The organism is Nonomuraea sp. NBC_00507 (assembly GCF_036013525.1).
Classification (GTDB): domain Bacteria; phylum Actinomycetota; class Actinomycetes; order Streptosporangiales; family Streptosporangiaceae; genus Nonomuraea.
The window spans coordinates 1,751,863-1,778,318 of the sequence record NZ_CP107853.1 but is presented as its reverse complement, the minus strand read 5'-3'; the positions used below and the strand labels follow the sequence as shown (position 1 = coordinate 1,778,318).

The window sequence follows — 26,456 nt, the reverse complement described above, 5'->3', positions numbered from 1 at the left end:
GGCGCAGTATGACATGTCAGGCCATTGGAATGAGCACGGACCGGCTGATCCAGGCGATGTGGGGGCCGACCCCACCAGAGACGGCCAAGGCACAGGTCCAGGCGTCGGTGATGGCGATACGCCGGATGCTGCGCGCGGCGCAGGCCGAGAACATCGTGCAGACACGTCCCGGCGGCTATGCCGCGGTGACCGAGCCGGGCCAGGTGGACGTCCACGAGTTCAGGCGGCTGGCCGCGGGCGACAGCCACGGGATCCGCCAGGCGCTCGGGCTCTGGCGCGGGCAGGCGCTGGCCGCCGCGCTGGGCTGTCCGGCGACGCTGTCTTCGAGGCGGGACTGTCTCTGATCATCGGCAACTGTGCCTCGCCGGCCGCTGATCGGTAGGCAGCTACTGCGAGAGTTTCCCCGCTTGTCTCGTGCTGAGGGTGATCGACTGTGGTGGTCAGGCCCCCTTGCCAGAGGCGGCCGACATTCCCGCGGGGTTGAGCTCGGCTCAGATAAGCGTCAACGTTGACTGCCGCGGACAGACTTGAGTGCGGTAGTGACTGTCAGTGGTTCGCCGTTACAGTGTGGAGTTGTTGGGCTGCATGGCGTGAATGCGGCAGGCGGGTACGGCCGCTTCTCCTGTAGGAGGCGATGGTGACGTCACTGTTGGAACGCGTGGCCCCAGGGCGAGACGGCTGCACACGGCAGGCCGAGGACTTGCGGGTACAACTGGCCGCGGTCGAGAACGACTACAGCGCCTGGCCATCACCACGGTTCCACCATGATCTTGTTATGCGAAGGGCCTCCGACCTGTTGGTGCAGGTCGGAGGCCCAACTTAGCGGCGGTGGTGGTGGGATTTGAACCCGTCCGCCCACCCCTTCGGGCCTGTGATCATGCGCAGACTACCCCGTAGGGGCGGACGTATCCAGACTCTCCCGGACGGATGCGGACTGGTCCGGACGGCTCGTTCCCCCAAATGGGGCTCACAAAGGATCTTCAGCGTCGCGGCTTCGAGGAGTCAGTGGCGGGTGTCGTAGGTCTCGCGGGCCGCGAGCACCTCTTTGATGTGTTCCTCGGCCCAGCGGCCCAGCGCCTGCAGGGGCTCGTGCAGCGTGCGTCCCAGCGCGGTCAGTTCGTACTCGACTCTGGGCGGCATCTCGGCGTACACGTACCGCGCGACAAGCCCGTCGCGTTCCAGGTCCCGCAACGTGTCGGTGAGGACCTTCCCGCTGATCCCGTCGACCGTGGTCCGCAAGTCGCCGAAGCGCATCCTGCCGGCGCTGAGCGCGATCACCACCATCGCCGTCCACTTGTTGGCGATGCGGGCCAGCGACGTGCGCGACGGGCAGGTCGCCGTGAGCACATTAAAGTCCGGATGCTGTGACATGCGCCACATTCCCTAATTAGTTACGTTGAGGTAAATGGTTACCGATGGTGAGTATAGGGCCGCACCAGGACGAACCTGAAACACAAGGGAGAAGATCCACCATGGGGTCCACCATTACGCTCACCGTCGCCCGCCAGTACGCCGACGCGATGGCCGCCAAGGACTTCGCCGCCGTCGCGGGCCTGTTCGCCGATGACATCGTGTGGCACCAGCCCGGCAATCACCGCTTCTCCGGCACTTACCGTGGCCGCGACGCGGTCAACGAGGCGATCGGCGCCCAGATGGCCGCCACCGAGGGGACGCTCGACATCGCCATCACCGGCGAGCCCATGATCAACGACGCACTTGCCGCGTTTCCCGTCCACTTCTCCGCCAAGCGCAACGGCGCTGAGATGTCGATGGACGGTGTCGACGTGCTGAGGGTCGAAGACGGCAAAATCGCTGAGGTGTGGCTGTTCTCCGCCATTCAGCAGGACGAGGACGCCTTCTGGGACGCCGACTGAGCACAGACCGTGTCGTCGTTGTTGCCGCCGGCCACTCAGTCAACCCAGCCAGTGCAGGAGAGTGGCCGGTGGAGGACGGAAGCGCCGAAGCCTGGTGCGCGATGACGAGATGAGGGCCAAGCTGGCTCGGGAGATGCTCTCCCGCGCTCAGGTCACCCAGGCAGTAGACCTGAGGACGAGCGGCGCGGGCCTTGCCGCCCATTATCGTGGCGGGCTCGTGGTGATCAGGGCGACGTTCAAGCCGGGGGTGGCTCTCGGCGATCTCGGCCTACGGGCCCTACGGGGCACCGGCAGCAGGCCGGCGACGGCGCCGAGCCCTCTCTCCCACGAGGGAGCATGATCCCCCGCGGGAGAGGTCTGTAACAGTTGACGCGGCAGGGCCGGCGGGCGCACGGGCCATTCGGAAGGCCCGCCAGCACTGGATCTCAGAGGCCGATCTTGCCCACGCCAGCGCCCGCGGTGACCGTCGACTTCACCGAGCAGTTGCACTCCGGGGTGTAGGAGTACGGGATCGTGGCCACGCTGCTCGCGTTGCGCGACTGGGGCGTGCCTGAGTTGACCAGGTAGTTGTTGAGCAGCTTGATGTTGCCCTGTGGCGAGGAGCCCTCTTGGAGGGACGTGGGGCGGCTGACGTTCTCGAAGTAGTTGCGCTCGACGTAGACGCCGGCGTTGGTGGTGGAGGCAACGCCGTAGCTGCCGATGTTGGAGTAGTAGTTGTTGAGCACGTGCACCGGATTGCCGAAGCGGACCCGGGGATGGCGTTGGTTGGTACCGTCGAACCAGTTGTGGACGTAGGTCACGCGCAGGTGGCCGATGTCGCCGGTGTTGCTGTCGGACGATCCCAGGAGCGCAGTCTTGTCGTGGCCGTAGAAACGGTTCCACGAGACGGTGACGAAGTCGGAGGCCAGGCGGATGTCCACGAGACCGTCCGAGGCGCGGGTGAAGTTGTTGTGGTCGATCCAGATGTGGTGCGAGCCGTCCTGAACGTTGATGGCGTCGTCGCTGGAATTCTGGATGGTCAGGTTGCGGATGATGATATTGCTGACGCCGTTCATGGTCAGCCCGCCACCGTTGAGACCGGAGCCGGATCCGACGCCGAGGATGCTCTTGTTGGAGGCCACCCGGTACATCCCGGAGATGGAGATCATGCCGGAGATGCGGATCGTCTGGGTGCTGCCGGAGCTGAGCGCGCTGGCCAGCGCCGAGGCTGTGGAGACCGTGACGGTCGAGCCACCGGCGCCACCGGTCGTACCGCCGTTCATGCTGGCGAATCCGACGGGGCTGGACTCGGCGGCGAGGGCCGGTTCCGCGCTCACCAGGACGCTGACCACCAGAGCCAGTACGGCGGTGGCGGCGCTAAGACGTTGCATGACGACCTCCGTCGGGAAAACGCTTTCCATTCGGGTGCGTGAACCGTACGAAAGGGTCGGTACCACGTCAAGGAAGCGAGTTAGGCCACCGCCCCTGACCTGCTCGGCCGCCATGAAACTAGATGAAAGGTCGTTCGTCGGGCATTCTGAGCTTCCCGCGGCAGGCCATACGTTGCGACAACCTGGCGGCCAAATGGGGAGCGGGCCCGAGGCCCAGCGCCTCGCCGGCCTGAGCGACGAGCAGTTCCAGGCGATGCGCGACACCACCGTCAAGGTCAACGAGGTGCTGACCGGGCACGCACGCAAGCTCGGGCTGAGCCACTCCGACGGCAAGGTCGAGTTCCTGGTGTCGAGCGATGCGGGCATCGTGCTTGCCGACAGTCCCGGTACACCTGACGAGAGCCGCCTGATGTTCAACGGCGTGCACTGCGGCAAGCAGGTCCTGCGGAACTGGTACGTGGACAACGGGCTCGAGGTGCCCGTCAGAAGGCTGATCGCCGAGGGCGTGCCCAGGGGTCGGTGGCCGCAGCCGGCACCACTCCCGCCCGAGTTCCTGCCGGTGATGTCGGATCTGTACCGGTCCCTGAGCGAGACCTGGACGGGCGAGCGACTCTGGAACGCGCCGGACCTGAAGGCCGCCACGCAGGCCGTTGCGCGCCTCATCAGTAAATGACGGCACAGGACGGCTGGCACTCGGGCATGCTCTTCTCGATGTGGCGGGCGTGGGGCGGCAACGCCACGGAACCTGCGAGAGCGGTGGATACATGGGCGGATTGACGGAAGACCCCGCCTTTTTGGCCACGACGTTCGTGGTCATCGACTTCGAGGCGACGACTCCCAAGGGGTACCCGGCCCAGCCCATCGAGGTCGCCGCTCTCGCACTCCGCTACGACGACGGCACGTGGACGGAGGTCGGCAGAAGCGCTTCTCTCATCCGACCGCCCGCGTTTGCTCCGGTGACGCCAGCCGTTACGGCTCAAACCGGCCTAACCCCCAAGCAGGTCGGGCAGGCCCCGACTGCGGCCGAAGCGCTGGGCGCACTGGATCGGCGATTCGCTCCGGACAAGCAGTACTTGCTGGTGGCTCAACACGCCGCCACCGAGGCCAACATCATCCACAACCAGCGCGAGCACTGCCCGGCGCTGGCCCGCATTGACCTTCTTGACACCATCCCGCTGGCCAAATACGTCGCCCCAGGTCTGCCGAACCACAAACTCGACACGTTGCTGGCGCATTTCGCCATCAAACTGCCGGCGGATCGCCACAGGGCCTATGCCGACGTCGATGTCACCGCGCAGGTGTTCGTCCGGCTCGTCAGCGCCGCGGACGATCAGCTCAGCGATCTCGCGGCTCTGGTGAAGATCGCGGGGCGCACGGCCAAGTGCAACATGCCCGCCCAAGAAGAATTGTTCGATACCTAACCTTCCGGCGGGAGAGGGCACATACAGATCCGGTCTGAGAGAGGACGGTGCTCTTCTGATGATCAAGGAACACTCGGACTGCGACGAGGTCCCGTTCTGGTTCGATCCGCTGTGCCCCTGGGCGTGGATCACCTCGCGCTGGCTCCTGGAGGTCGAGCAGGTGCGGCCGGTGCGCGCCGATTGGCGGATCATGTCGCTGGCCTACCTGAACCTCGTCCAGCGCGAGGGCAAGGGACTCAGCGAGGACTACCGGGACCTGATGACGAAGGCATGGGGCCTGGTGCGGGTCTGCGCGGCAGCCGCTGAGCACGGTGGCCGCGGCGTCCTCGGACCGATGTACACCGCGATCGGCACCCGGCTCCACAACCAAGGGCGTCGCAACGATCCCACCGTTATCACCGAAGCGCTCGCGGAGGTGGGCCTGCCTGGTTCGCTGGCGGCTGCCGCCACAAGCACGGAGTTCGATCAGCTCATCAGAGACTCGCACGACGAGGCGTTCACGGAGGTCGGCCTGGATGTCGGGACGCCCGTTCTCCGCATCGCGGGTACGGCCCTGTTCGGCCCCGTGATCAGGCAGGCCCCCCGTGGTGAAGCTGCCGGCCGACTTTGGGACGGCCTGGTGTTGGTCGCCGGGACGGACGGCTTCTTCGAGCTCAAACGGAGCCGGGACCGGACCGTCAAACCGTGCTTCGAGTGAGTGGACGCCACAGCTCGGCCGATGCCCGGCTGAGGCTGCGACCGTCGAGGCTTCCGCGTTCGGTTCGACAAGGAGCGAGCAGCGACCGCGGAGCCTCGACCGGTGCACACCGCGACCTGGCGCCTCTGCCGACCGGAAGCGTTCGACGGGTCCGGTCAACCAATCCGGGCCGGTACCGCACGCGCAATGCGGTGCCCAACAAGGCGCTCGGCCTCGGCGAGCGGGTACCAGGCGGCACCCCTCACCTCGGACTCCTGGATGTGCCCCACGTCCGCATCTGTCACGAACGCATACCCGATGTCGAGGTGGTGGTGCTCCGGCTCGTCCTTCGCCGGTCGTGCCGGCACCCTCCCGTACTCGATGTAGACGGGGGTCTGCGACGCTGGGACGACCCTGCCGGGGTCGACACCGGTCTCCTCGGTCAACTCCCGCACTGCCGCGTCGATCAAGGAGACGTCGGTCGGTTCGAGGTGACCTCCGGGCTGCAACGGGATCCCGTACGCGAGGTGCTCGACAAGCAGGACCTCGACGCCACCGCGGACAAGCAACGCGCCGACGGTCGCGTGCATCCGGAAGTTCCGCCGCGACGCGAAATCCCCTCCCTGAGACAGCAGCTGCACCGGCTCAGACAGCAGCGCGGCCTCGTCCGGGTAGCGCTCAAGGTATGCGGAAAGCGCGCTCGCGATGTCCGAGTCACCGATCGCCACGGGGCACCCCCACACCAGCCCGACAGCAAAGCTCTCCGTAACCGATTCCTCGGATGTGAGCGACGAGCACTGACACAGTCAGCTCCTAAGGAAAGCGCGTGGCCTATGAGGAAGGAGGTTCGCACCTTACAGGTGGGGCGCGACCGGTGCGCGCATGCCACGCCGAACAGACACAGCAGGTGCCCACACTCCGTCCAGGGCGTGATCGAGACAGGGCTCGCCAGCCGCCGGAGACGTTGCCGGGCGTCTCTCATGAGGGCCAGCGACTCGAACCCGTGCAGACGACCCGTGGACACCAGGAACTCCAATCCCGGCCGGTGCCGCTGCTGCGCCCGGCAAGAGAAGCGACGGACCGGCTCGCACCCAGCCGCTGACATCGACCCCAGATCTCGAACCGCGCACCCCACCTCGCCATTCGGCGTCCGCCACGCGCCCATCCACCGTCGCGGCCAGTCCGGACCCAACCGAAGCCGCTCCCATACCGCCTGGTCGATTACGTAGGCGGGAAACAGTTCCTCCAGCCCACATCGATCAGACCGGACCCGACCGAGTTTACTCAAAGTCACGAACAAAGCACACCATGTCGCGTCGAACCCAGCCGACGCTTCCTCATAGCCGATCCCGAAATGAGATCAACTCCACAAGATCGAGCTGGGGCTCGACGAGCTTGCCTGGTCAGTCCGAACCCCACCAGCGCGGAGCGAAGTCTGGTTCCTCTGGGCTCGCAAAATGAAACGGGATACCGAACCGTTCTGCCAGCCTTCGCCCGATGGTGCTGGCTTCCTGAGCCTCCGGCCACGGAGGGACCTCGCCGTTGAATAGACGGAGGTCGGTCCCATGCTGAATGATCGCGAGCTGATACTCGGCCCTCGGCTCAATCGTGACGGCCAGAAGGTAGACCATCCATCCTTCGCTATCGCCGTCCCAAAGAGCTTCAATTGCTGCGGGTGCGTGGGGCAGGGCCCGGACCTTGGCCATGAGTTCGTCGAGATCCAACGGGACGGTTGGTGAGCGGGTGAACCGCTGCCCGAGGTCTTCGAAGCGCTCGGCGACCAGATCCATGCACTCGTAGAGCCCTGGCCGCGGCTCCTCCAGGGCTTCCCGGATCACCTTGACGGCCTGGAGATTGTTGCCCTTCGTCACGAGATCATCGACCTGGGAGCGCACCTGCGCGGGCAAGGCCTCCCAAAGCGGATTGTTCATGCCTGCATTCAACCGGCACACGCCGAAGACGGGCCGTGCCGACGTCCGAGCGTGCCGCGGGCACACCCATCTGATCGCTTGGTCGTCGAGCAGGGCCACCTATCGTTCACAGGGGCCATCTATCGGTCACAGGCACACTCCCACAGCGCAGCAGCGCGCCCCCTGGAGGAGGGGAGATCCCCACGTCATGACGTTTCAACGTCTTGCCCCGGCCGTGGAGCTCCTCCGTACCAACAGCCGCTATCGCCGCTATGCGATGGCGAGAATCTCGTCACCATCGGCACCACCGTCGCGCCGATGGGTCTGGCGTTCGCCATCATCGAGTCTGGCGGCGGGGCCGCCGCGCTGGTACTCGTGTTGGTGGGCGGCCTGCTCGTCTTCCTCGCGGTCACTCCGGCCGCTGGCTCGGCTGCCGCGAAATGTAACCCGATCGTGATCTGTCGGTACCCTCTAGTTGGCCTTTGCCGATCTGGCATCACTGGTGTCTCTAGAAAGAAAGCTAATAGTGAGTACCGAACATACGCTCTTGCAACTCAACGCTGCTCTCACCAGCACGGGATTCGTCGTCCACGAAAATGACGACAGCATCCAGCAGCACGCCCCATTCCCTGGGGACGCCATCGCCTACATCCAGCACGACGCGGTAAACCTCTACCTCCTCGAGGGGACCAGCACCGAGAAGGGCGAGACCGCGGCCGACAAGGCGGTTCGCGCGATACAGGATGCGGGATTAGACACCCAAGGCGAGGCGGATCCTGCCCAAGTCCTGCTGAATGGAAAGGTGATCGTAAAGGCGAAGCCGTCGCTGCCGCCTCGACCAATCATCGTCAGCCACACGGCAGTACACCACGCGACCACCAGGTAGGCGTAGAGCACGACGAAGTGCCCCCGCCCTTCCGAAAGAGACCCTGTTGGCGAAGTAGATAAGACGGAAGCCCCCGGGATCACCACTGTGATCTCGGGGCGTATCACGTGTCGGAGGACGTGTGTCTGGCCAGTTTCACCGCTGAGATCACACATACCAAGAACGGTGGAAGGGGATCCTAGAGATCATTTCTCCCTGGACAGGTAATCAAGGGGCTGTTGAGGTCATTACCAGGCGTGGACGATTCACAAGCGCGACTCACCGCGCTGTATGAGGAGCACTACCGCAGCGTGCTCAGCTACGTGCTGCTGCGAGCCGATCAGGAGACGGCCGAGGACATTGCCAGCGAGACCTTTGTGATCGCGTGGCGAAAACTCGGCCGCCTACCGGAGCCGCCGCTGCCGTGGCTGCTCGGCGTGGCTCGCAACTTGGTACGGACGCAACGCCGCACCACTGCGCGCAGGCACAACCTGGTCGCGCGGCTCGCCGAACTTGCCCCTGCTGACGACGTGGCCGAGCAGGTGGCCGAGAGGCAGGCGGCGCTGACAGCGCTCGCGGAGCTATCCGAGCTCGATGCCGAGGCCGTGCTGCTAGCCAGCTGGTACGGGCTCACCCCGGCCGAGGCCGCGAAGATCGCCGGTTGCTCGGCTCGCACCTTCAACGTACGGCTGCACCGCGCCCGACGCCGTCTCACCTACGCGCTCAACCTCACCCAGCCCACGTTCCTGGAGCAGTCATGAACGACCTCAACGGCCTGATCACCTCCTTGCGCCCCAACACCGACGACGCCTACCAGCGCCGCCGCGAAACCGACCTCGCGCGCGCCTTCGCCACCCGTCGCCGTCGCGGCTTCTCCCTCCGGCTGCGGCTTGTGGCCGTGGCCGCACCTGTCGCCCTCGCCGGCATCGTGGCCGCGGTCGCACTGGCGCCCAGGGCTGCCCCGTCGCCGGATCACCGTGCCGCAACGGATCACGACGTCAGAGCGTCGAGCCTGCAGCAGTTCGCTCTGATGAGCACGAAAGAGCTGGGAATCAGGGTCTTTCTGTGCAAGCACGACGACATCGAGGCCGCGTGCGGAGGCGGCACGGGCAGCAGGGACACCCCGGCAGGCGGCGGTACGGCGGCCACCGAACAGCAAAAGGCGGACATCGACCGGATGCTGAACGAACTACCGGGTGTCGAGAGCGTCACGTTCGAGGACCAGGCCGGCGCACTCGCCAGATTCCGCAAAGCCGTTCCTCAAATGACGGACGTAGAGACCAAGGACATGCACGAGTCGTTTCTTGTCATCATGGAACCCGACACGGACTACAGTCCAGTGATTGCAAGGGCGAAAAGCATGCCCGGGGTCTCGAACGCCTTCAAACAGGTTCCTGCTCCGCAGACGCCACCGCTGTCCACAAGCCCGCCAGCTGAGTGAAACCGTCCTCCCTGCGCCTGCCGTGCGGCCTCCAGTTCCGTGGGGAACTGTAGGAAGCACTCCCCGACCGCTCCGAACCCGTGGTCCACATCGCCATGATCGACCTCATGACCCGCCGCCTCACCAGCGAACACCCCACCTGGCGCGGCACCTGACCCGGGAGCAGACAAAACGAAACGCCCACTCGTCATGCTGCTGGACGCAGAGCGGCGAAAAGCGAGGTGCGGGTCGGGGCCAGCGGCGTTCCGGTGAGCCAAGCGTCGAGTCTGGTGAGGTTCATTGCCGCGGCGATGAGCAGGTGCTGGAGGTGGGTCTTGGCGGTCCTGCGGTAGCGGGAGCGTCCCGCGCATGAGTATCCCGAGATCCGGCGCTCACTGGGATTATCTGACCCGTTACAACCAGTCGAAGCAGCTCGCCGGGCTTTAGAAGCGGCCATTCAGCGAGAAGGTAGGGCGTCATAGCAACGGCACCTCTCCTCGGAGAGGTGCCGTTGCGAATCTGCGGGGTTTGGGGGTTCCGTCGGGCACAGCGGGCTTGAGAGGGCACCGGGGTCCTCTGCTTGCGGGAGGTGGTTGGCCGCCTACCTGCCCGCGACCGCGCGCATGGCCCTGACGAGCGGCCGTCGGCCCGCGTGCACTGGGGCGCCAAGACGATTAATCAATCGGGACCCGGCAGCGGCCACCCGTGCGATCGTGGCATTTGATATGGATCTTCTGCTCCTGGCGCTGTCCCTGGTGCTGTCCCTGGCTTTGGCCGTGGCTCTGGGTGTGCCTCTGGCCGTGGCTCTGGGTGTGGCCCTGGCTCTGCTGCACATTGTGGCTGCGGCTCTCGCTGTGCCTGCGGCTCTGAATGCGGCCGTGAGTCTGAGTCACGCGACTCTTGATCGTGGGGGCGGTAACGGCGATGGCCCAGCCGGGCTGGAGGTTATTCGCGAGGTTGTTGGTGAGACGGGTCTGCGTGCTGCCGTCGGCGTTCATCACATAGATCTCGTTGCTGCCGTCCCGAGTGCTGGTGAAGGCGATCTTGGTGCCGTCCGGTGACCACGCCGGTTCACCGTCGAACGACGTGGGGTTGTTGGTGAGATTGGTCTGCCCGCTGCCGTCGGCGTTCATCACGAAGATCTCGACGTCGCCGCGGAAGTCGGCAAAAGCGATCTTGGTGCCATCCGGTGACCACGCCGGGGCAGAGTCACCTGCGGGGTCCTTGGTGAGGTTGATCTGCCCGCTGCCGTCGGCGTTCATCACATAGATCTCGAATTTGCCGTCCCGGTTGCTAGTTAAGGCGATCTTGGTGCCGTCCGGTGACCACGCCGGGGCAGAGTCACCTGCGGGGTCCTTGGTGAGGTTGATCTGCCCGCTGCCGTCGGCGTTCATCACATAGATCTCGAATTTGCCGTCCCGGAAGCTGGAAAAAGCGATCTTGCCGTTGTCGCCCGGGACCACCGCCCCCGCTGGCACCGCGGCCATGCCCATGGTCGTCACGACCGTCATGGCAGCCGTGATCACGGCCATCACCGCCCGGCCGACGGCCCCCGTTGCGATGCCCCCGGTTTCTGTGCGCCCGCCACCTGCTCGACGGCGATCCGTGTCGCAGCCATGGTCTGTCTCTTCATCGCCTGCCCCCTTACGTGCTCGGCTACGGTGTCCGCGTGTATGGGATGTACGGGAAATCCCGTGTAAGGGGGTGATCCACGGGACTGCTGTCCAAGGTCACCGGAGTGACCTAAGGGGGCAAGCGACACGGTAGACGCCGGGCGCAGCGAGATCGAGGAAGCTCGTCAGCGGTTTCGCTGATTTCTCTGACTCAGCACACGCACAGAGGTCCCTAACCCCGTTTAACCTCGATGAGCCTGCATGGGCGAGACTGACCCGGCGGAACGCGCCCTGCCACTCCATGCGACTGAGCGCGTTCGGTGCGACCAGGCGCTAGGCCGGGATGGACTGCAGGAGGCTGGCCACGGCCTTCTTCTCCTTCTTGGACTTCTTCCTCCGCTTCTTCGGCTTGCCACCGCCCATCACGGCGTCCAGGATGTTGGCCGCACGCTGGTCTGCCTTCGGCGTCAGGTGCCCGTAGATGGCGCTGGTGACGAGTACTGAGGCGTGGCCGAGGCGGCGGCTGACGGTGTCCATGGAGACGTTGGCCGCCAAGAGTTCGGTGGCGTGGAAGTGGCGCATCTTGTGCAGCGTGGCCGCGGTGAGGATGCCCGACTCTTGCGCCAGGTCGACAACCTTGGTCCAGGTGCGTGACCAGCCGTTGGAGTGCAGGATGCCCCTGGGCGCGGTGAACAGCAGCCCCTGTGGCGGTAGGTTCTCCATCCGGCGCTGCAGCATGAACAGCGCGCTCTTGGGGATACGGATGGTCCGCTAGGCCGTGTCGGTCTTGCCGTAGTTGGCTCGGTACAGCTCACGCGGTTCGCGCCGCTCCTTGATCGCCCCGGCCACGGTAAGCAGGCGCCGCTTGAGGTCGACGTCGCAGCGCCGCAGCGCGGTCAGCTCCCCGAAGCGCAAGCCCGTGGCGATGGCCAGCGTGACAAGGTCGCCGGCGAACTCGCTCACCTGGTAGGCGAGCGCGATCCAGAACGCGATCTCCTCGGCGGTCGGCACCTCATCGCGCGTCACGGTGCGCACCGACTTTTCCGGAAGCCGAGCGCTGTCGCAGGGGTTGGCGTCGATGAGCCCCTTGACGCTGGCGTAGGCCAGGGTCGGGGAGATGATCCCGCCGTGGATGTTGTGGATGGTCTTCGCCGAGTACGGGACCAGCTCACCCTTGACCTGGTGCGTGCGCCCCTGCATCCAGATGACCCATGCCTGGTCGACGTCAGCGGTGTACTCGGTGACGGGCAGCCCACCGAGCGGGCCGACGCGGGTGCCGTCCTCCAGCGTCACGACGGCGAGGCGGACGTGCCGGTCGAACTGGCGCCGGTAGCCGATGCGCTGCACTTCCTCGGCCGGGTGGTTCGGCTGGTTCAGGTACCGGTCGAGGATCTCGCCCAACGTGGGTACGTCGGCTGCGGTCGGCGGGCTGCTGCCACCGGCCGCAGCAGCCGGGACGGGCTCGGGCTCAAGCCGCTGGTCGATGCCGATCCCCCTACAGCGCTTGGGGTAGCCCACCGGGCGGTTCTCACCGGCCAGCTCGACGAGGTTCTTGAAGTGCTTGGCAATCGCGTGTGAGTCGCACGTTTCGGTGTCGCGTCCGTTCTCACGCTTGCCATCGATGTACCAGACGACGCGGTAGCTCACGCGCCCCTTCGCGCCCTTGCGCGGTTCGATCGATGCCATTCTCTGGCGTTCCTTCCGGGTCGGAAGGTGAGCGACCACCGCCACCGGGAACCCGTCTGCGTGATCTTGGCTGAGGGCCGATGCCCCCAAAATGCCCCCATGATCTTGGCAGACGAAGGGCCTCCGACCTGTTAGTGCAGGTCGGAGGCCCAACTTAGCGGCGGTGGTGGTGGGATTTGAACCCACGGATGAGTTGCCCCATCACACGCTTTCGAGGCGTGCGCCCTCGGCCACTAGGCGACACCACCGCGAACGAGCTTACCGGATCCGCCGAGTGGCAAAGAACTGCTTTAGGAGAGCCGAGCACTCCCCTGCCAGCACCCCCATGACGACCTCGGGCCGATGGTTGAGCCGGCGATCGCGTACGACGTCCCAGAGCGAGCCCACGGCCCCGCCCTTCTCGTCGACGGCCCCGTACACGATCCGATCGACCCTGGCCTGCACCGCGGCCCCGGCGCACATCGTGCACGGCTCCAGCGTGACCACCAGCGTGCAGCCGCTCAGCCGCCACTGGCCGCGCGCCGCGGCGGCCTGCCTGAGCGCGAGGACCTCAGCGTGGGCCGTGGGGTCGGCGGTGGACTCGCGGTCGTTGCCCGCCGCGGACAGGACCTCGCCGCCCGGCCCGAGCACCACAGCGCCCACGGGGATCTCCTCCCTGGCGGCCGCCGCGACGGCCTCCTCCAGGGCCAGGCGCATGGCCTCTTCGTGGGTCACCGGTCCGGCGGGGTCACCGCAGCCGGTCGAGCTCGTCGGCGAACGACAGTCGCTCGGCGATCACCGACAGGACGTCGGCAGGCAACAGGCCCTCTTCCATACTGAGCTCCAGCAGCTCTTCCGAGCTCACGCCCAGGTCGCTGAGCAGCTCGAAGTCGCCGGCCGGGCGGATGCCGAGCCCGTTGCCCTCCTTGTCCGGCGCCACCCCGGCGAACTCGGCGAACAACTCGCCCAGGCTGTCGGAGACCACGGCGTGCACGTCGGACAGGAACACGCGCGGCTCCTCCTCGCCCAGGTAGCGGGCGATGGCGAACCACTCGTCCTCGACCTCGACGCACAGCAGGGCCAGCTCGTCACCGGTCAGCCCCAGCGCCTCGGTGACGGCGTCGCCGAAGTCGTCGACGATCTCAGCATCACTCAGATCGACCTCGGCACCGCTCCAGCCGTCTGAGGTCCTGACGAAGGCAGCAGAGAAGGTGTTGGACGCCATGTCCGCGCTCCAGGGGGTCAGCCGAAGACCGATTCGATGGCACGCTCGAACGGCTCAGAGAAGCCGAGCCGCGCGGCGATGCTGGACAACACATCTTCGGGAAGCAGATCGATGTCGCCGGAGAGGATGCCCAGCTCCATCTCGTCCAACCCGAGATCTGCGAAGATCGACAGATCTCCGGCGGGGAGCACGGTCTCCTCGTCCTGGAGGATCTCGTCGAGCTCCTCCTCATCCGGTACGGGCACGTCCAGGTAGTCGAGCGCCTGACGCGCCAGCGGGAAATCCCATGAGGCGGCGATGTCGGACAGGAAGACGCTGACCCGATCACCCAGCACCCGCAGCGCCACGAAGAACTCGTCCCCCACGGCGACCAGCCCGATCGTGCCGCTCTCGCTGGGCTGCTGCCGCAGTGCGTGGATCAGTCCCTTCAGATCCGACGTGAGCGTGACAGGCAGCAGCTCGGCCTCCCAGCGATCATCCTCTCGATAGACCACGATGGCGAAGTCGAGCGCGTCTTCGTCTGTCATCGCCATGCCCACCCGATCTCTGACCCGACAGATATCACCAGGACCCAATCGTTCCAGAACCGGCCACTAGGCGTGTGCCTCTCCGACCAAATTGTGATCAAAACCAATACCGCGAGGTGCTGTCACTTGCCCCACAAGATAGCGTTGTCCTCTATGGAGACCCTCGTTGTTGATCATCCGCTCGTGGCGCACAAGCTCACCACGCTGCGCGATGTCCGCACCGACTCGCCCACTTTTCGGAGGCTGGCGGACGAGCTGGTGACGCTGCTGGCGTACGAGGCCACCCGCGACGTGCGGGTCACCGACATCACCGTCCAGACGCCCGTCGCGCCCGCCAAGGGCGTGCACCTGGCCAGGCCCTACCCGCTGGTCGTGCCGATCCTGCGGGCCGGGCTCGGCATGCTCGACGGCATGACGAGGCTGCTCCCCACGGCCGAGGTGGGGTTCCTCGGCATGATCCGCAACGAGTCCACGCTGCAGGCGGAGACCTACGCCACGCGCCTGCCCGACGATCTGTCCGGGCGGCAGTGCTTCGTGGTCGACCCCATGCTGGCCACCGGCGGGACGCTGGCGGCGGCCGTGCAGTTCCTGTTCGACCGGGGAGCCGTGGACGTCACCGCCATCTGCCTGCTGGCCGCCCCCGAGGGGCTCGCGCACATGGACAAGGTGTTCGCCAACTCCGGCAAGCCGATCCGCGTGGTGACCGCCGCCCTTGACGAGCGGCTCAACGAGAACGGCTACATCGTGCCCGGACTCGGCGACGCGGGTGACCGCCTCTACGGCGTCGTCTGAGGCATCCCTAATTCATCACTCTCCGTCGTCACTTCGTTACATAATGTGGTTGAGTGGGTACGAAGAGACGGGAAGGCAACTTCCGCATGCGCGTGGGGGAGCACGATGAGCTACATGCCCGGTGCCGAGGTGTCCTCGTGAACGAGCACATCGAGGCGGATCCGACTCCGTACGCGGAGGTCGAGGCGATGCTCCGCGAGGAGTTCGCCGGCGTTCACTCCACGACCACGGTAACGCGCTGCGTCGAGGCGGCGCACTACGGCGCGCTGGAGGTCACCGGCTACGCCCATCCGAGCCTTGTCGAACGCATCGCGCGCAAGCACCTCCACGTCCTGGCCCTGGTGGCGAGCGAACGTGGCTAACAAGATCAGAACCAACCCGCCAAGTCACCTTTACCCCGGCATCGGGGTGGGTAATGTATACGGCGGGTGGAGTGGGTAAGTGGCACGGAGGCGACGGTGCAGGTCAAAAAAGTCCTTACATACGGTGGTATCGCATTTGTGGCGTACTACCTCTTGGCCCGACCAACTGACGCCGCCAACGCGGTGAAGGGGGCGTTCGACACGGTGGTCAACGCGGCCGACTCGCTGGCCCAATTCGTGAACGGTCTCACATGAGACTTGTGACCCACGGGGACTCCGCCCCGGCGTCGGTCAGTCGTTACCTTCTCCCCACCGAACAACAACACCTCATGGTGCGGCGGCATCCCGCCGTCCTGCTCCGCCCGGTGGCCGAGGTGTTCGCCGGCTTGATCGTCGCCGGCCTGCTCAGCAAGTTCTTCGGCGACAACCAAGGAGGCGGCACGGCGCTGGTCGTCGTGTGGTGGTTGTGGCTCCTGCTGTTGATCCGTTTCGTATGGAAAGTCGCGGAGTGGTCGGTCGATTACTTTGTGGTGACCTCGAAACGGATGTTGCTCACCACAGGCCTCATTACTCGCAAGGTCGCGATGATGCCCTTGAGCAAGGTCACCGACATGAGCTTCCAGAGAACTCTCCTAGGGCGCATGCTCGGTTACGGTGAGTTCATCCTGGAATCGGCCGGACAAGACCAAGCTCTGTCAACGGTTGAGTACATTCCGTATCCGGAGACCCTCTACCTCGAGGTCTGCCAGATGCTTTTCCCCAGCAAGGACGACAGCGACGATTAATCCCCGGGTGGAGAATTCTTCACGCGGGGATACCAGATTCGGCTACTTCATGCAATCATTGCGTGTTGTTGACCCTTCCCCGCCTTGAGAGATGAGATGCCGAGTCAGGGAACCATCGGTGACCGCGTCCGTGGACTGCGGCTGAACAGGCGGATGTCACAGGCCCAGCTGGCCGGACCCGACCTGTCTGACAGTTATGTCTCGCTCATTGAGTCGGGCAAGCGCACGCCGACTCCTGTCGTGGCTCGGCTGCTGGCCGAGCGGCTTGGATGCACGACCGAGTTCCTCCTTCACGGGATCGAGCCCCGGCAGCGCATCGACACCGAGCTCGGGTTGCGCCATGCCGAGCTTGAGCTGCACCACGGCGATGCCACCGTCGCCGCGGACCGCTTCACGGAGATCGTGAAGGCGGCCGACGAGGAAAACGCCATGCTGACCGCACAGGCCCGCTTCGGCCGGGCCCGTGCCCTCGAGGCCCAGGGTCGCCTCGGCCAGGCGGTGGAGGCCTTCGAGCGCCTGCGCAGAGAGGCCGCGGCTCACCCCGAGCGGCTGGCCGACCTCCCACTCACCATCGCGCTGAGCCGCTGCTACCAGCGGGCCGGCGACCGGCTGCGCGCTCGCGACCTGGCCACATACGCGCTGGAGCAGGCCGAGCGGCTGTCCATCACCGAAGGCGAGATCGCCGTCGACCTGGCCACCGCGCTCATCGAGGCACGCGGCGAGCGGGAGAGCGGCTCCCCCGAGCTGGCATACGTCAAGCGGGTGCTGGACACGGCAGGCGTACCACAAGTTATGGACCGTTCCGGAGAGATCCGCACGTTGTGGCACGCGAGTGCCGCAGCCGCGGCAGGCGAGGACTCCGCGCTGGCCGTGCGCCTGGCCGACGACGCGATCATGGCTGGTCGCGCGTCCCGGCTCGCGCTGCAGCTGGCCCGAGCCGCCATGCACTGGTCCAGGATGGCCACCGCGCCGATCGACGAGGCCGAGCCGCTCATCACGGCCGCCTCCCAGGTCTTCGCCGGCTTCCCCAGCGCCACCCGCGAACACGGCGAGAGCCTCATCGTGCACGCGCGGGTGAGGCTGCGGGCCGGCGACCCCGTGCGGGCCGCCGAGCTGGCTCATGCGGCGCTGGAGCCGTCGTCCGACCAGGCGGGCATCACGCCTGTCGAGGCGTGCCTCGTGCTCGCCACCGTGGCGCTCGACCAGGGCCAGGACGCCACGGCGGATCTCGCCGCGGCTTCCCGGATGCTGAGCGCGCTGGACCGGCCGGTGTTCGGCACCGACCGGCAGGTCGCTCGCTGCTGGCGCGAGCTGGGCGACCTCTACGGCAGGGTCGGGTCCGTGGCGCAGCAGACGGCGGCATATCGTAAGGCCCTCGAAGCCGCCGGAGTCCGCTCTGCCATGGCGGGAGTCACGGTCGACGCCATAGTTTCCCGCTGAGCCTCCGGAGAGCTCCAGATTTGGCTTTTGAGTCTGGAATAATTAGGGTCTACCAGTCATTGACTCATAGGATGATTGGTTTCCCCGGAGGAGGCGGACTGTGAGTCTGCGTACGGCGCAGCGGGCTTCGCTTGTCGACCAGGTGATCGACCAGCTCAAAGAGCAGATCACCTCAGGGTCGTGGCAGATGAACGGCAAGATCCCGACCGAGACCGTGCTCGCCGAGCAGCTCGGAGTAGGTCGTAACACCGTTCGTGAGGCCGTACGCGCGCTCACGCACGCCGGGCTGCTCGAGTGCCGTCAGGGGGACGGCACTTACGTCCGCGCGACCAGCGAGCTGTCCGGCGCCATGCTGCGGCGGCTGAAGCAGGCCGAGCAGTTGGAGATCCTCGAGGTACGCCGCGCGCTCGAGGTCGAGTCGGCGCGCCTGGCCGCCACCCGGCGCACCGACGAGGACATCGTCCACATCGAGGCGGCGCTGGCCGAGCGCGACCGTGCGTGGGAGCTGGACGACCCTGACTCCTTCGTCGAGGCCGACCTGGCCTTCCACATGGCGGTCGCGCACGCCACGCACAACCTCGTGCTGATCGACCTGTATGAGGACTTCTCCGCGGCCCTGCGCGCCAGCATCACGGCGGCGGGCACATCCCTCAACAAGAGCTACATCCCGCACGACGCGATCGCCCGCGCCATCGCGGCCGGAGACGCGGCGGCGGCCGAGCGGGCCGGGCACGCCTGCATGGAGCACATCCTCATCGCGCTCACCGACTCCTGAGCCGGTCGGCGTGATCTTTCGCGAAGTCGGTGAATGACCTGCCGGGGCGGCCCGTCACGTCCGTGAACGCCGGCGTGGTGTAGTCGCCCCAGCCCTGGGCGTACGCCGTGAGGTATTCCTTGGTGACCGCCGCATCCCACTCCGGCAGCCCGGCCGCTCGCATCGCACGCTCCGCGTCGTCCACGGTGACCGGCTGGTAGTCGATCGGCGTGCCGTACACCTTGCTCAGTGCGGCGGCCGCGTCCCCCAGTGAGATGCTGGCCGGGCCCGTGAGAGTGTAAGTCTTGCCCTTGTGCGGCGCCGGATCACGCAGGACCGCGGCGGCGAAGTCGCCGATGTCGCGTACGTCGATCATGCTCACCCGGCCCTCGCCCGTCGCGCCGTAGAGGGTGTCGCCGTTCACCGAGCCGAAAAGGTTCTGCATGAAGAAGGCCGGGCGGATGACGGTCCAGCCGAGACCCGAGGCCGCGAGCTCGACGTCGGACAGGGCGTGCAGCCGGCCGTTGCGGGTCGGCGCGTCGTGGGCGGCACCGATGGCCGACATGCGCACGATGTGGTCCACCCCGGCCTTTCTGGCCGCCCAGACGGCGTTCATGCTGGCATGGGGAGCCTGCGGGCCCATCGCGGTCAGCAACCACAACGTGTCCACGCCCTTGAACGCCTGGCCGAGCGTCTCAGGTTTGTGCAAGTCGCCGACCGCTACCTCCACACCGGACGGCGCCTTCGCCGCGTCCCGCACCAGGACCCGCACATCCTCCGTGCCCGCCAAGGACCGCAGCACCGCGCTGGAAACGGTGCCGGTGGCACCGGTGATCAAAATGGTCATCGTATTGTCCCCTCTTCCATGGACACGAGCTCGTCGATCAGATCGAAAAAGGCCTGGATGCCAGGCAGGTTCGCGCCTTTGGCGCGGGAGGCGGCGAAGTCCTCTGGCGTGCGCCACTCCACGATGTCCAGCCACTCGCCGTCGGACACGCGGACCAGCTTGGCGCTCAGGAATCCCGCCCGATCGGCCTGGAAGTCCGCGACCATCCGCGGGCGTGCCGCCAAAAGCAGGTCGGCCTGCTCGGGTGCGACACGGAACCTGGTGAGTTCCACCGTTGTCGTCATGCCACGACAATATAGTAATGATTAATGACTGTCAAGGTTGGTGACTAAATGGAGGCTGTGAGGTGCGCAGGAGCCAGCGCAAGCAGGAGGAGCCCGATCTCGGCATTCTGTCCAGCCGGACCCTTTTCAGCCTGCAGCGGGAGCTGTTCACCCGGCTGAGCGAGCAGGGGCATCCGCAGGTGCGGCCACGGCACGGTGCGGTGATCGCCTACCTGGACGAGGAAGGCAGCAGGGCCACCGACCTGGCGGCGCAGTCCGGGCAGCACAAGCAGGTGATCGGCACCCTGGTGGACGAGCTGGTGGAGCTCGGGTATGTGGAACGCCGGCCGGACCCGGCCGACCGCCGTGCCAAGCTGATCGTGCCTACCGAGAAGGGCCGCGATCACATGGCCAAGTCGGACGCGATCCTCGCCGCGATGGAGGCGGAGCATGCGCAGGCGGTGGGTGAGCAGGCGTATGCGGACTTCAAGCGGGTCTTCAAGGCAGTGGCCGACCGCCAAACCGGAAAGGACCGCACCGACGTGCCACCCCGGAACTGACCCCGCCCCGGCGCCCCGCCCTCCCCCGGCCGAAGCGGCCGCTCGGCGTTTGCAGGGAGGCGCCGGCCCCCGGGGCAGAATGCGTCTCCCGCACGATCGCGAAGCCGCAGGGTCCTTACTGCTGGCGGAGAGACATGACCAGGTAGCGGAAGGACGGGGCGGCGTCGCCCGGAACGTCCTGGATGAGGGCGGGCCTGGTCGGCGACTCCATGTTGATGCGGGCCAGGTCGCTCTCGATCCCCACCAGCCCGTCCAGCAGGAACTGTGACTGGAAGGCGATCTGGATGTCCTCACCCCGCAGCTCGCACTCGACCACCTCGGTGCCGCGCCCGATGTCGCCGCCACCCGCCTGGATCAGCACCTGCCCCTGCGTGAACGACAGCCGGATGGCGGTGTTGCGCTCGGCCACCAGCGCCACCCGCTTGATCGCGTTGACGAACGGCGTCACCGGCACGTCGGCCCTGATCGACCAGTCGTTGGTCAGCCTGGCACGGTAGTCGATGAACTGCTCGTCGAGCAGCCGCACCGTCGTGCTGCGCCCCACGCTCTCGAACCCGGCCACCCCGTCGCCCATCGCGATCCATACCTCGCCGCCGCGCAGCGACTTGGCCACCTCGACCAGCACCCGGGCCGGCACCATCGCGGAGACGGCCACGTCAGGACTGGCCGGACGCCAGGTGAAGTCGCGGGCCCCGATGCGGTAGCGGTCGGTCGCCGCCATCGCCACGGACTCGCCGTCGATGTCGACCCTGATGCCGGTGAGCATCGGCAGCGTGTCGTCGCGGCTGGCGGCGGGCGCGACCTGGCCGACGGCCGAGGCGAACACGCCGCCGCCGACGGCGCCGATGGCCGGCGGCATCGTGGGCAGGCTCGGAAAGTCCTCGACCGGCATCGTGACGAGCCCGAACTCGGCACTGCCACAGGTCAGCACCGCCTCAGGGCCTTCGGTGACGATCTCCACGTCGTCCGCGGGGAGGCTCCGGCTGATCTCGGCCAAGAGCCGGCCGGGGATCAGCACGCTGCCTTCCTCGGCCACGTCGGCGTTGATCACGGCCCGGGCGGAGACGTCGTAGTCGAACGCGGACAGGCTCAGATCCTCGCCTGCCTCCAGCAGGAGCCCGGACAGGACGGGCACTACAGGGCGGCTGGGCAGGACTCGGGCAGCCCACGCCACCGCCTCTGCGAGTACATCGCGGTTAACCCGGATTTTCACCTGTTACACCCCTTCGTCGCGCCGTGCCTCTATGAAAATATCCGAGAGGACCGACAACTCAGGGCCACGTTGTCAGCTGCGGCTGTTGAGGTACGCGAGCACGGCCAGCACCCGCCGGTTGTCGTCGTCCGACGGCGCGAGGCCCAGCTTGGCGAAGATGTTGGCGGTGTGCTTGGCGACGGCGCTCTCGCTGAGGTAGAGCCGCTGGGAGATCGCCGCGTTGGAGCGCCCTTCCGCCATGGCCTCGAGCACCTCCCGCTCCCTCGGCGTGAGCGCGGCCAGCGGCTCGTGCCTGGCGTTGCTGGCCAGCAGCTTGGCGATGACCTCCGGGTCCATGGCGGTGCCGCCTTTGGCGACCCTGCGTACCGCGTCGATGAACTGCTCGGCGTTGAAGACCCGATCCTTGAGCAGGTAGCCGATCCCGCCTGTGCCGTCGGCCAGCAGCTCGCGGGCATACAGCTGCTCGACGTGCTGGGACAGCACGAGGATCGGCAGGCCCGGCACGGACTTCCTGGCCTCGAGCGCCGCCTGCAGGCCCTCGTCGGTGAACGTGGGCGGCAGCCGCACGTCGACGATCGAGACGTCCGGGCGCAGCTCGAGCAGGCCCTTCAGCAGTTCGGGGCCGGATTCCACCGCGGCGACGACGTCGAAGCCGTGGGCCTGCAGCAGGTGCACCAGGCCGTCTCTGAGCAGGTAGAGGTCCTCGGCGATGAGCACGCGGTTCATAGGCATGGGCGCCAGGGCTTGGTCGGGGTCGCTTCCACCATCCAGCGCTCCCTGTTGTGGGTCGCGGGGATACGAATGGCCATGACGTGCATGCTAAGGCCGAGCACGATCATGCCGATGATCGTCGGCCACTGCCAGACCTCGGGGAGGTGCAGCGCCAGGAACCAGGACTTCTCGTCAAAGTCGATGATCTTGAAGATGGCCGGCACGAACCCCTGCGGGAACGTCGGGCACCAGGCCGTCGCCCACAGGAAGCCGAGCAGGATCGCCTTTCGGCGTGGAAGCCTGCCCAGATCGCCCGACCAGTGCTCGGGCAGCGCCCGGGGCAGCTCCATCGTCACCGTGGTGGGGCCGCCGGGCGGGCTGTTCAGCGCGAGCACACCGTCGAACGCCGCCAGCCTCCGCTCGATGCCTGCCAGGCCGCTGCCCTTGGCCGGATCGGCGCCGCCCATGCCGTCGTCGGTGACCGTGATGCGCAGGTCAGGGCCGTTGGAGCTGAGGTCCACGGTCGCCGTCTTGGCGTCGCCGTGCCGGGCGGCGTTGGAGAGCAGCTCGCTGACGGCGAAGTACGCCGCCGCCTCGACCGGCGCCTCCGGCCGGTGCGGCAGGTCGACGTCCACGGTGACCCGCATCGGACTGTCCATGGCCAGGGCGCGGACGGCGTCGCCCAGTCCGCGTTCGGCCAGTACTGGAGGGTGGATGCCACGGATGACCCTGCGCAGCTCGGTCAGCGTGTCGGAGGAGGCGTCCCTGGCCTTGGCCAGCAGCGCCTTGGCCGCCGACGGGTCCTTGTCCATCAGCTCCTCGGCGGCGCCGAGCGTCATGCCGATCGCCACCAGCCTGGCCTGCGTGCCGTCATGCAGGTCGCGTTCGATCCTGCGCATCTCGGCCGCCTGCGAGTCGGTCGCCAGGTTGCGGGTGCGCTTGAGATGGCTCACCTGGCTGGCCAGGCGGCTCGCGGCCGTCGCGCCGAGCAGCAGGTTGCTCCAGAGCGCGTAGAGCCGCAGGCCCAGCTCCGGGGCCAGGACGAGCAGCGGCAGCAACGCCGCCTTGGCCAGCGGGTCCAGCAGCAGCCAGAGGTCGTCGCGCCAGGTCGCCGGGTCAGTGATCATCCACTTCCAGCGATCGTTCCAGGCGGGGATGCGCGGCGTCCGGTAGAGGGTGCGATCTGAGCGGTACATCCCGTCCAGTCCCGGCACGGGAGGCGGGGGCTTGGGCAGGTACGGGGCCTCGACCGGGATGCCCGTCCACGCGCGCAGGAGCCGCCTGTTGAGCTCGGCCAGCCTCCTGACCATCCGAACCTGCGGCTGGAACAGGAAGACCATGCCCATCGCCACCGCCAGGACCAGCATGACCACGGACAGGAGGATCAGCGGCACCTCGACGACGAGCAGCGCGAGCAGCACCGTGACCTGACCTAACCTCCGCAAAAGCATGCCTTCAGTCTGCGACAGCGAGGGCGCCTCGGTCACTGCACCTAGCTACACCCTTGCTGGGCAGCTAACGAGATTCCGCGACACCTCCCGCGTTCCTAGCGTCGATGCCATGAAAATCATCGAGGTCAGGAACCTGCGCAAGCAGTATCCGAACCATCTGGCGGTCGACGACGTGTCGTTCGAGGTCGCCGAGGGCGAGATCTTCGGCGTCCTCGGCCCGAACGGCGCAGGCAAGACCACCACCGTGGAATGCGTCGCCGGCCTGCGGGCGCCGGACGGCGGCACCGTACGGGTGGCCGGGCTGGACCCGCAGCGGGACCGGGACGAGCTGCGCCGGGTGCTCGGCATGCAGCTGCAGAGCGCGGCCCTGCCGGAGAAGATCAAGGTGTGGGAGGCTCTGGACCTCTACGCCTCCTTCTACCCCGACCCGGCCAACTGGACCGAGCTGATGGAGCGGGTCGGGCTCGGCGACAAGCGCGACACCACCTTCAAGAAACTGTCCGGAGGGCAGCGGCAGCGGTTGTCCGTGGCGTTGGCGCTGGTCGGCAGGCCGCACGTCGCGGTGCTCGACGAGCTGACGACCGGGCTCGACCCGCAGGCCCGCAGGGACACGTGGGAGCTGGTCGAGCAGATACGCGAGTCGGGGGTGACGATCGTGCTGGTCACCCACTTCATGGAGGAGGCCGAGCGGCTCTGCGACCGGCTCGCGCTGATCGACGCCGGCAAGGTGGTCGCCACCGACACGCCGGCCGGGCTGATCGCGCAAGTGGGCGGGGATCGGCGGGTGCTGTTCCGGCCCTCGGCGCCGGTCGACGACGCCGTGCTGCTGGCCCTGCCCGAGGTACGCGAGGTCAGCAGGAGCGGCGAGCAGATCACGGTCAGCGGCTCGGGCGACCTCGCGCCCGCGGTCACCCTCGCCCTCGCCCGGCACCAGATCGTTCCCGGAAATCTGCGCACCGAACAGGCCACGCTCGACGACGCGTTTCTCGCGCTCACCGGAAGGAAGTTGTCATGAGGAAGATCCTCTTCGTGGAGACCAAGCTCCACTTGCGTGACTGGCCGACCATGTTGTTCACCATCGGCCTGCCGGTCATGCTGCTGGTGGTGCTGGGGCTCAGCATCCCGGCGCTGTCCAAGACCGGCGCGTCCGGACTACGGGGCGTGGACGCGCTGCTGCCCGCCATGATGACGTTGCTGTCGCTGCTCGTGCTGGCCTGCAGCGTGGTGCCGGCCGTGCTGACGTCGTACCGGGAGCAAGGGGTGCTCAAGCGGATGTCGACGACGCCCGTGCATCCCGCACGGCTGCTGGTGGTGCAGCTCCTGATCAACCTGGGCACGGGCACCGTCGCCACGGCCGTCCTCATCGTGTCGGCCCGGCTGGTGTTCGGCGCTGCGCTGCCGCGGCATTGGGGGTGGTTCGTGCTGGTGTTCCTGCTCGGCACCGCCGCGCTGCTGGCGATCGGGCTGGTGATCGCCGCACTGGCGCCCAACGGGAAAACGGCGCCCGGAATCGGCGCAGTGGTGATGCAGCCGCTGATGCTCCTGGGCGGTGTGTGGATACCGCACGAGGTCATGCCGGACACGCTGCGGAGGATCAGCGACTTCTCCGTGGCCGGACCGGTCACCCAGGCGATCAAGGACGCCTGGGCCGGCCAGGCCCCGCAGCCACTGCACCTGGCGGTGATGGTCGGCGGGCTGGTGGTCTTCGGGGGCCTGGCCGTGCGCTTCTTCCGGTGGGAGTGAGGCTAGCGCCCGGCCCAGACCGGGCGCGCGCCGGTGACGTTGGTCATCAGCGAGTAGAGCGAGGTCGAGGCGGTGATGAACATGCGGTTGCGCTTGAGCCCGCCGAACACCAGGTTGGCGGTGGACTCCGGCAGTTTCAGCCGGCCGATCAGGGTGCCGTCCGGGTCGTAGCAGAGCACCGCCTTGCCGGCCGCGGCCCAGATCCGGCCGGTGTCGTCCAGCCGCATCCCGTCGAAGATGTCGTCGGCGCCGCCCTCGGCGAAGACCTTGCCGCCCGCCAGAGTGCCGTCCTCCCGTACATCGAACACGCGCAGGTGCCGCTCTTTGGTGTCGGCCACGTAGAGCAGGCTCTCGTCCCGCGAGAACGCCAGGCCGTTGGGCCGGTTGAAGTCGTCGGCCACGATGCGCACCTCGCCCGTCACCGGGTCGGCCCGGTAGACGTGGCAGCCGTCGATCTCCTGCTCCGCGGCGTGGCCCTCGTAGTCGCTGAGGATCCCGTACGGCGGGTCGGTGAACCAGACGGACCCGTCGGAGCGGACGACCACGTCATTGGGGCTGTTGAGCCGCTTGCCCTCCCACCGGTCGGCGATCACCGTGATCGAGCCGTCATGCTCGGTGCGGGTCACGCGGCGGTTGCCGTGCTCGCAGGAGATCAACCGGCCCTCGCGGTCGAGCGTGTTGCCGTTGACGTAGCCGGACGGCCGGCGGAACGGCCCGACCGCACCCGTCATCTCGTCCCAGCGCAACATCCGCTCGTTGGGGATGTCGCTCCACACCAGGAACCGGCCTGCCGGGAAGTAGACCGGGCCCTCCGCCCAGCGGGTGCCGGTGTAGAGCACCTCGATCACGTCGTCTCCGCCGACCGCGGCGAACCGCTCGTCGAGCACCTCGAACTCGGTGGGAATCGTCTTCGTCATGGTTCTCACCATACGCCGTTCGGCTTGCCGGGAAAATGACGAGATATCATCC

The 26,456-nt window shown here is 67.0% G+C and carries 32 protein-coding genes and 1 tRNA gene; 16 read left to right on the top strand and 17 right to left on the bottom strand.

The window, feature by feature from the left end:
• Window positions 1-29: 29 nt before the first annotated feature.
• Window positions 30-344, top strand: a complete 315-nt coding sequence (locus OHA25_RS09190) for an AfsR/SARP family transcriptional regulator (protein ID WP_327587152.1) — start codon at window positions 30-32, stop codon at window positions 342-344.
• A 658-nt stretch (window positions 345-1,002) separates the two neighbouring features.
• Here OHA25_RS09190 and OHA25_RS09185 read toward each other — a convergent pair.
• On the bottom strand, window positions 1,003-1,371 hold the full coding sequence (locus OHA25_RS09185; RefSeq protein ID WP_327587151.1) for a winged helix-turn-helix transcriptional regulator: 369 nt from the start codon (window positions 1,369-1,371) through the stop codon (window positions 1,003-1,005).
• Between the two features lie 101 nt (window positions 1,372-1,472).
• On the opposite strand from OHA25_RS09185, the gene OHA25_RS09180 reads away from it, so the two are divergent.
• The gene (locus tag OHA25_RS09180) at window positions 1,473-1,874 is read left to right on the top strand and encodes a nuclear transport factor 2 family protein (protein ID WP_327587150.1); all 402 of its coding nucleotides are present in this window, start codon (window positions 1,473-1,475) and stop codon (window positions 1,872-1,874) included.
• Window positions 1,875-2,299: 425 nt separating this feature from the next.
• On the opposite strand, the gene OHA25_RS09175 is transcribed toward OHA25_RS09180, so the two are convergent.
• Window positions 2,300-3,244 carry a pectate lyase family protein gene (locus OHA25_RS09175; protein WP_327587149.1) on the bottom strand — a complete coding sequence of 315 codons (945 nt, stop codon included), beginning with the start codon at window positions 3,242-3,244 and terminating at the stop codon, window positions 2,300-2,302.
• A 193-nt stretch (window positions 3,245-3,437) separates the two neighbouring features.
• Here OHA25_RS09175 and OHA25_RS09170 point away from each other — a divergent pair, with 193 nt between their 5' ends.
• The 3 genes from OHA25_RS09170 (at window position 3,438) to OHA25_RS09160 (ending at window position 5,362) form a co-directional block, all read left to right on the top strand.
• Window positions 3,438-3,917, top strand: coding sequence for a phosphoribosylaminoimidazolesuccinocarboxamide synthase (locus OHA25_RS09170; RefSeq protein ID WP_327587148.1), 480 nt, complete (start codon window positions 3,438-3,440; stop codon window positions 3,915-3,917).
• A gap of 91 nt (window positions 3,918-4,008) precedes the next feature.
• Window positions 4,009-4,665 (top strand): 3'-5' exonuclease, encoded by a 657-nt coding sequence (locus tag OHA25_RS09165; protein ID WP_327587147.1) that lies wholly within the window; start codon window positions 4,009-4,011, stop codon window positions 4,663-4,665.
• A 58-nt stretch (window positions 4,666-4,723) separates the two neighbouring features.
• Window positions 4,724-5,362, top strand: a complete 639-nt coding sequence (locus OHA25_RS09160; RefSeq protein WP_327587146.1) for a mycothiol-dependent nitroreductase Rv2466c family protein — start codon at window positions 4,724-4,726, stop codon at window positions 5,360-5,362.
• A gap of 155 nt (window positions 5,363-5,517) precedes the next feature.
• Here OHA25_RS09160 and OHA25_RS09155 read toward each other — a convergent pair whose 3' ends face one another.
• Window positions 5,518-6,069 carry an NUDIX hydrolase gene (locus OHA25_RS09155; RefSeq protein ID WP_327587145.1) on the bottom strand — a complete coding sequence of 184 codons (552 nt, stop codon included), beginning with the start codon at window positions 6,067-6,069 and terminating at the stop codon, window positions 5,518-5,520.
• Window positions 6,070-6,744: 675 nt separating this feature from the next.
• Complete coding sequence (locus OHA25_RS09150; protein ID WP_327587144.1) at window positions 6,745-7,272, bottom strand: hypothetical protein; 528 nt, start codon at window positions 7,270-7,272, stop codon at window positions 6,745-6,747.
• A gap of 505 nt (window positions 7,273-7,777) precedes the next feature.
• On the opposite strand from OHA25_RS09150, the gene OHA25_RS09145 reads away from it, so the two are divergent.
• The 3 genes from OHA25_RS09145 to OHA25_RS09135 all read left to right on the top strand — a co-directional run bounded on the left by OHA25_RS09145 (window position 7,778) and on the right by OHA25_RS09135 (window position 9,557).
• A complete protein-coding gene (locus OHA25_RS09145) occupies window positions 7,778-8,137 on the top strand; it encodes a hypothetical protein (RefSeq protein WP_327587143.1) in 360 nt (119 codons plus the stop codon).
• Between the two features lie 236 nt (window positions 8,138-8,373).
• Window positions 8,374-8,877 (top strand): RNA polymerase sigma factor, encoded by a 504-nt coding sequence (locus OHA25_RS09140; protein ID WP_327587142.1) that lies wholly within the window; start codon window positions 8,374-8,376, stop codon window positions 8,875-8,877.
• Window positions 8,874-9,557 (top strand): permease-like cell division protein FtsX, encoded by a 684-nt coding sequence (locus OHA25_RS09135; protein ID WP_327587141.1) that lies wholly within the window; start codon window positions 8,874-8,876, stop codon window positions 9,555-9,557. The genes OHA25_RS09140 and OHA25_RS09135 overlap by 4 nt, the downstream gene beginning before the upstream one ends.
• Before the next feature lie 653 nt (window positions 9,558-10,210).
• On the opposite strand, the gene OHA25_RS09130 is transcribed toward OHA25_RS09135, so the two are convergent.
• The 7 genes from OHA25_RS09130 to OHA25_RS09100 form a co-directional block, all read right to left on the bottom strand.
• Window positions 10,211-11,047: a TolB family protein gene (locus OHA25_RS09130; RefSeq protein WP_327587140.1), complete on the bottom strand. Its 837-nt coding sequence runs from the start codon at window positions 11,045-11,047 to the stop codon at window positions 10,211-10,213.
• 435 nt (window positions 11,048-11,482) lie between these two features.
• Window positions 11,483-11,887, bottom strand: a complete 405-nt coding sequence (locus OHA25_RS09125; protein ID WP_327587139.1) for a tyrosine-type recombinase/integrase — start codon at window positions 11,885-11,887, stop codon at window positions 11,483-11,485.
• A 33-nt stretch (window positions 11,888-11,920) separates the two neighbouring features.
• Window positions 11,921-12,835 carry a hypothetical protein gene (locus OHA25_RS09120; protein ID WP_327587138.1) on the bottom strand — a complete coding sequence of 305 codons (915 nt, stop codon included), beginning with the start codon at window positions 12,833-12,835 and terminating at the stop codon, window positions 11,921-11,923.
• Between the two features lie 161 nt (window positions 12,836-12,996).
• Window positions 12,997-13,083 (bottom strand) — tRNA-Ser (locus tag OHA25_RS09115).
• 10 nt (window positions 13,084-13,093) lie between these two features.
• Window positions 13,094-13,549, bottom strand: a complete 456-nt coding sequence (tadA, locus tag OHA25_RS09110) for a tRNA adenosine(34) deaminase TadA (protein ID WP_327587137.1) — start codon at window positions 13,547-13,549, stop codon at window positions 13,094-13,096.
• 13 nt (window positions 13,550-13,562) lie between these two features.
• On the bottom strand, window positions 13,563-14,039 hold the full coding sequence (locus OHA25_RS09105; protein WP_327587136.1) for a tRNA adenosine deaminase-associated protein: 477 nt from the start codon (window positions 14,037-14,039) through the stop codon (window positions 13,563-13,565).
• Window positions 14,040-14,056: 17 nt separating this feature from the next.
• Window positions 14,057-14,572 (bottom strand): tRNA adenosine deaminase-associated protein, encoded by a 516-nt coding sequence (locus OHA25_RS09100; RefSeq protein WP_442942086.1) that lies wholly within the window; start codon window positions 14,570-14,572, stop codon window positions 14,057-14,059.
• 147 nt (window positions 14,573-14,719) lie between these two features.
• Between OHA25_RS09100 and upp the strand changes: the two genes are divergently transcribed.
• The 5 genes from upp (at window position 14,720) to OHA25_RS09075 (ending at window position 18,720) form a co-directional block, all read left to right on the top strand.
• Entirely contained in the window at window positions 14,720-15,358 is a 639-nt protein-coding gene (gene upp / locus OHA25_RS09095) for a uracil phosphoribosyltransferase (protein WP_327587134.1), read from the top strand.
• 137 nt (window positions 15,359-15,495) lie between these two features.
• Window positions 15,496-15,720, top strand: coding sequence for a hypothetical protein (locus OHA25_RS09090; RefSeq protein ID WP_305917528.1), 225 nt, complete (start codon window positions 15,496-15,498; stop codon window positions 15,718-15,720).
• Window positions 15,721-15,971: 251 nt separating this feature from the next.
• Entirely contained in the window at window positions 15,972-16,505 is a 534-nt protein-coding gene (locus tag OHA25_RS09085) for a PH domain-containing protein (protein ID WP_327587133.1), read from the top strand.
• 96 nt (window positions 16,506-16,601) lie between these two features.
• Window positions 16,602-17,945: a helix-turn-helix transcriptional regulator gene (locus OHA25_RS09080; RefSeq protein ID WP_327587132.1), complete on the top strand. Its 1,344-nt coding sequence runs from the start codon at window positions 16,602-16,604 to the stop codon at window positions 17,943-17,945.
• 100 nt (window positions 17,946-18,045) lie between these two features.
• A complete protein-coding gene (locus tag OHA25_RS09075; protein WP_327587131.1) occupies window positions 18,046-18,720 on the top strand; it encodes a FadR/GntR family transcriptional regulator in 675 nt (224 codons plus the stop codon).
• Here the strand turns inward: OHA25_RS09075 and OHA25_RS09070 are convergent.
• A complete protein-coding gene (locus OHA25_RS09070) occupies window positions 18,707-19,546 on the bottom strand; it encodes an SDR family oxidoreductase (protein ID WP_327587130.1) in 840 nt (279 codons plus the stop codon). The two genes, OHA25_RS09075 and OHA25_RS09070, sit on opposite strands and share 14 nt — an antisense overlap.
• Window positions 19,543-19,830: an antibiotic biosynthesis monooxygenase family protein gene (locus OHA25_RS09065; RefSeq protein ID WP_327587129.1), complete on the bottom strand. Its 288-nt coding sequence runs from the start codon at window positions 19,828-19,830 to the stop codon at window positions 19,543-19,545. Before OHA25_RS09065 ends, OHA25_RS09070 begins: the two co-directional genes overlap by 4 nt.
• 62 nt (window positions 19,831-19,892) lie before the next feature.
• On the opposite strand from OHA25_RS09065, the gene OHA25_RS09060 reads away from it, so the two are divergent.
• Window positions 19,893-20,369 carry a MarR family winged helix-turn-helix transcriptional regulator gene (locus OHA25_RS09060; RefSeq protein ID WP_327587128.1) on the top strand — a complete coding sequence of 159 codons (477 nt, stop codon included), beginning with the start codon at window positions 19,893-19,895 and terminating at the stop codon, window positions 20,367-20,369.
• 115 nt (window positions 20,370-20,484) lie between these two features.
• Here the strand turns inward: OHA25_RS09060 and dnaN are convergent, their stop codons facing one another.
• The 3 genes from dnaN to OHA25_RS09045 form a co-directional block, all read right to left on the bottom strand.
• Window positions 20,485-21,582 carry a DNA polymerase III subunit beta gene (dnaN, locus tag OHA25_RS09055; RefSeq protein WP_327587127.1) on the bottom strand — a complete coding sequence of 366 codons (1,098 nt, stop codon included), beginning with the start codon at window positions 21,580-21,582 and terminating at the stop codon, window positions 20,485-20,487.
• A gap of 72 nt (window positions 21,583-21,654) precedes the next feature.
• Window positions 21,655-22,314: a LuxR C-terminal-related transcriptional regulator gene (locus tag OHA25_RS09050; protein WP_442942085.1), complete on the bottom strand. Its 660-nt coding sequence runs from the start codon at window positions 22,312-22,314 to the stop codon at window positions 21,655-21,657.
• Window positions 22,305-23,744, bottom strand: coding sequence for a sensor histidine kinase (locus OHA25_RS09045; RefSeq protein WP_327587126.1), 1,440 nt, complete (start codon window positions 23,742-23,744; stop codon window positions 22,305-22,307). The genes OHA25_RS09050 and OHA25_RS09045 overlap by 10 nt, the downstream gene beginning before the upstream one ends.
• Before the next feature lie 109 nt (window positions 23,745-23,853).
• On the opposite strand from OHA25_RS09045, the gene OHA25_RS09040 reads away from it, so the two are divergent.
• Both OHA25_RS09040 and OHA25_RS09035 read left to right on the top strand, forming a co-directional pair.
• Window positions 23,854-24,759, top strand: a complete 906-nt coding sequence (locus tag OHA25_RS09040; protein ID WP_327587125.1) for an ABC transporter ATP-binding protein — start codon at window positions 23,854-23,856, stop codon at window positions 24,757-24,759.
• The gene (locus OHA25_RS09035; RefSeq protein ID WP_327587124.1) at window positions 24,756-25,487 is read left to right on the top strand and encodes an ABC transporter permease; all 732 of its coding nucleotides are present in this window, start codon (window positions 24,756-24,758) and stop codon (window positions 25,485-25,487) included. The genes OHA25_RS09040 and OHA25_RS09035 overlap by 4 nt, the downstream gene beginning before the upstream one ends.
• Window positions 25,488-25,489: 2 nt before the next feature.
• On the opposite strand, the gene OHA25_RS09030 is transcribed toward OHA25_RS09035, so the two are convergent.
• The gene (locus tag OHA25_RS09030) at window positions 25,490-26,404 is read right to left on the bottom strand and encodes an SMP-30/gluconolactonase/LRE family protein (protein ID WP_327587123.1); all 915 of its coding nucleotides are present in this window, start codon (window positions 26,402-26,404) and stop codon (window positions 25,490-25,492) included.
• Window positions 26,405-26,456: the final 52 nt, after the last annotated feature.